Below are 3,308 nucleotides of genomic sequence, written 5' to 3'. Positions count from 1 at the left end.
GCTCGCCTCGGGTGCGGGCGGAGTGCTGTGTCGGGGCCGATATCCGGTACTGCCCGCCCGACCGGCGGCGTTAGGGTCATAACCGCTCACGCTCATTACATGCTCGGAGGTTCACGGTGGCCGCGCTGCGTCAGTACCTGGGTGTCTGGCGGATCCCCGGTGCGCCGATCCTGCTGGTCACCGGCATCATCGGGCGACTCGGAATCGGCATGACGCCGCTGGCGCTACTGCTGGTGGTCGAGCAGGTGACCGGCCGGTACGCGCTGGCCGCCGTTGCCGGCGGCATCTACGCCGTCGCCGGCGCCGCGCTCAGCCCGGTGGCCGGGCGGATCGCCGACCGGGTCGGCCCGAGCCCGGTGCTGCTCGTCACCGCCGTGGCCCACCCGCTGGCGCTCATCGGACTGCTGCTGGCCAGCCGTTCGGGCGACGACGCCCTCGCCGCCATCTACCTGACGGCCGGCGTCGCCGGTGCGACGTACCCGCCGCTCACCGCCGCCATCCGCGGCGCCTGGAACGAGCTGACCAGCCCCGCCTCCGGCCGGTACACCCTGCGCAACACCGCCCTGGCCGCGGAGACCTCACTGTTCGAGATCGTGTTCGTGCTCGGCCCGCTGCTCGTGGCCGGCTTCGTGCTGGTCGCCGACGCGGCCGCCGCGCTCATCGGGGCAGCGGTCGTCACCCTGGTGGGCACCACCGCCGTCGCCCTCGGTCGCGTGATGCGCGGATGGCGTCCGCACCCGCGCGAACACCACGCCCGTGGGCTCGGCCCGCTGCGGGTCGGCGGCTTCCCGGCCCTGCTGGTCTGCGTGGCCGGGCTGGGCATCGCCTTCGGCGCCGCCGGTGTGATCGTTCCGGCGTACGCCGGCAACGCCACCACCGACGATCCGGAGAGCCTGGCCGGGCTGTTGCTGGCGGTCTGGGGAGTCGGCAGCGCGATCGGCGGCTTCTGGTTCGGCGTCCGTCGGCCCGCGCCGAACATGACCCGCCAGTTCGCCCTGCTGCTCGCCGCGCTGGCCGGCACCTTCGTGGTGTTCGCGGTGATGCCCACGCCACTGGCGCTGGGCGTGGCGCTGATCGTCGGTGGGGCCACCATCGCGCCGGCGCTGACCCTGGAGAACACCCTGGTCGGCCGGATCGCCCCGGCCGGCATGCTGAACGAGGCGTACACCTGGGTCGTCACGGTGGCCGTGGCGGCGAGCGCCGCCGGCGGCTCGGTGGCCGGCCTGATCGTGGATCACGCCGGGGGCGTGCCGTGGGCCTTCGTCTTCGCCGGGGTGGCGGTGGCCGTCGGGGCCGCGGTCGCCGCGCTGCCCGCCGGGCCCATCGCCCGGGCAGAAGCCTCGGCGGTACGCGCCGAAGAGCCCGTCCCCGTCTGACCAGTCACCGGCCGGCTCGGTCCGACCAGGCCCCGCGCCTTGATCGACTCGGGTTCCTGCAAGTCGCGGTGTCCCGTTGACGAGGACGCCCCGACATCCAGAAACCCGAGTCAATCTCAGTGGACGTGCCCCCGGTGACTTCTGTGGCCGCCCGGCGTCCTTCAGAATGGGCATCGACGAGGGGGAACCATGGCCAAGCTGCTCTACTCCGCGACCGCGTCGCTCGACGGCTACATCGCAGGCCCCGGCGGGGACATGTCCTGGCTGACCGAACACCTCACGATCGACAACGCGACCGCGGACCGCGTCCTGGCCAACGTCGGCGCGATCCTGGCCGGCAACCGCACCTTCGGCGGCGACGACCCCAACCGAGGGACCGAGAAAGAGGGCGCGTTCGGCGGCCGGTACCACGGACCGGTGTTCGTGCTGACCCACCAGCCGCCGGCCGAGCCCCCGGACGGCATCACGTTCGTCGGCGACCTGCACAGCGCCGTCGAGCAGGCCAGGGAGGCCGCCGGCGACAAGTACGTGAACGTCCTCGGCGCCGACATCGCCCGGCAGTGCGTCCGGGCCGGCCTGCTCGACGAGATCCTGATCTTCTTCGCTCCGGTGCTGCTCGGAGACGGGGTGCGCATGTTCGACGACCCGGGCGGCGCACGGGTGCGGCTGACGCCCATCCCGGGCGAGACCACGCACTGGTACAGCGTGGGGTGAACCGCTCGGCAACCGTGGCGCCGGCACTCCACGCCTGCGAGTGCCGGCCCGGCTGCTCGTGCTGCTAGCGGTAGTTGGTGAACTGGAGGGCGACGCCGAAGTCCTCGCCCTTGAGCAGCGAGATGACCGCCTGGAGGTCGTCCCGCTTCTTGCCGGTGACGCGCAGCTGGTCGCCCTGGATCTGCGCCTGAACGCCCTTGGGGCCCTCCTCGCGGATCTTCTTGCTGATCGCCTTGGCCTTGTCCGTCTCGATGCCCTGGATCACCTTGCAGTCGATCTTGAACACCTTGCCGGACGGGCGAGCCTCGCCGGCGTCCAGCGACTTCAGCGAGATGTTCCGCTTGACCAGCTTCTCCTTGAACACGTCCAGCGCGGCCCGGACGCGCTCCTCGGTCTCCGCCTGGAGGCCGATCGCCTCCTCGCCCGACCAGGAGATCTCCGCGCCCGTGCCGCGGAAGTCGAACCGCGTCGCGAGCTCCTTCTCCGCCTGGCGAAGGGCGTTGTCGACCTCCTGGCGGTCAACCTTGCTCACGATGTCGAATGACGGGTTCGCTGGCATGCTTCTGCTCCTGCTGTCCGGCGGTCTGGGCGTGCCGTCGGCCGCCGACCAGCGGCACGACCCTCTGACCGTACCCGGTTGCGTCGGTCCCGGGGCGAGCCGCTATCCTTGCTTCCGCCGCCGCGTTACGACGCGGTGGGGTGCCCTGGCGGGTTGCCCGAGCGGCCAATGGGAGCGGACTGTAAATCCGTCGCGAAAGCTACAGAGGTTCGAATCCTCTACCCGCCACCAGGTGCAGACATGGCCCCTGACCAGCAGAGATGCTGATCAGGGGCCGTTGTCGTTGATCTAGCCGAGTCTGGCTAAGTCCAGCCCGTGACGACTGGTTGTGGGCAGATGGTGGGCAGGTCGATCTTGCCCCTGAGGGTTCTCTAAGGCTGCGAACGTCCGGGTTGGTGTCTGGTCCTCGCCTGGTGGAGTCCGTGCCTGTGGCGATCAGCTGAGGGGGCCGCGGTGAGATGTCGCCAGCTGCGGGAGAGGACCGGGGGCAAGCCAGTCCCGGGGTTGGACTGGCGCGGCAGTCGGAAGCCCTGATCGGCGACGGGGCCGACCGGTTTGGCTTCCGTATCGCCTGGCCATGATCGTGCCGCTGGCCGGATCAGCGGATTCGGGGCGGCGGTCCGGCGGCGGGGCGGAAAGCCACCGACTGCCGCCGGACC

At 71.2% G+C, this 3,308-nt stretch carries 3 protein-coding genes and 1 tRNA gene; 3 read left to right on the top strand and 1 reads right to left on the bottom strand.

All coding sequences use genetic code 11. The features are described from left to right. Positions 1 to 116 precede the first annotated feature (116 nt). Together AB0J68_RS29730 and AB0J68_RS29725 are read left to right on the top strand one after the other, a co-directional pair. A complete protein-coding gene (locus AB0J68_RS29730) occupies positions 117 to 1,376 on the top strand; it encodes an MFS transporter (protein WP_355067694.1) in 1,260 nt (419 codons plus the stop codon). Positions 1,377 to 1,565: 189 nt separating this feature from the next. Further along, on the top strand, positions 1,566 to 2,090 hold the full coding sequence (locus AB0J68_RS29725) for a dihydrofolate reductase family protein (protein WP_363941903.1): 525 nt from the start codon (positions 1,566 to 1,568) through the stop codon (positions 2,088 to 2,090). A 64-nt stretch (positions 2,091 to 2,154) separates the two neighbouring features. Here the strand turns inward: AB0J68_RS29725 and AB0J68_RS29720 are convergent, their stop codons facing one another. Then, positions 2,155 to 2,649, bottom strand: coding sequence for a YajQ family cyclic di-GMP-binding protein (locus AB0J68_RS29720; protein WP_354854339.1), 495 nt, complete (start codon positions 2,647 to 2,649; stop codon positions 2,155 to 2,157). A gap of 147 nt (positions 2,650 to 2,796) precedes the next feature. Here AB0J68_RS29720 and AB0J68_RS29715 point away from each other — a divergent pair. After that, positions 2,797 to 2,880: transfer RNA gene (locus AB0J68_RS29715), tRNA-Tyr, on the top strand. The last annotated feature ends 428 nt before the right edge of the window (positions 2,881 to 3,308 follow it).

The sequence above is a fragment of the Micromonospora sp. NPDC049580 genome (assembly GCF_040675595.1).
Classification (GTDB): Bacteria; Actinomycetota; Actinomycetes; order Mycobacteriales; family Micromonosporaceae; genus Micromonospora.
The sequence above is the reverse complement of the archived record's forward strand: the minus strand, read 5'-3'. Positions and strand labels throughout refer to the sequence as shown.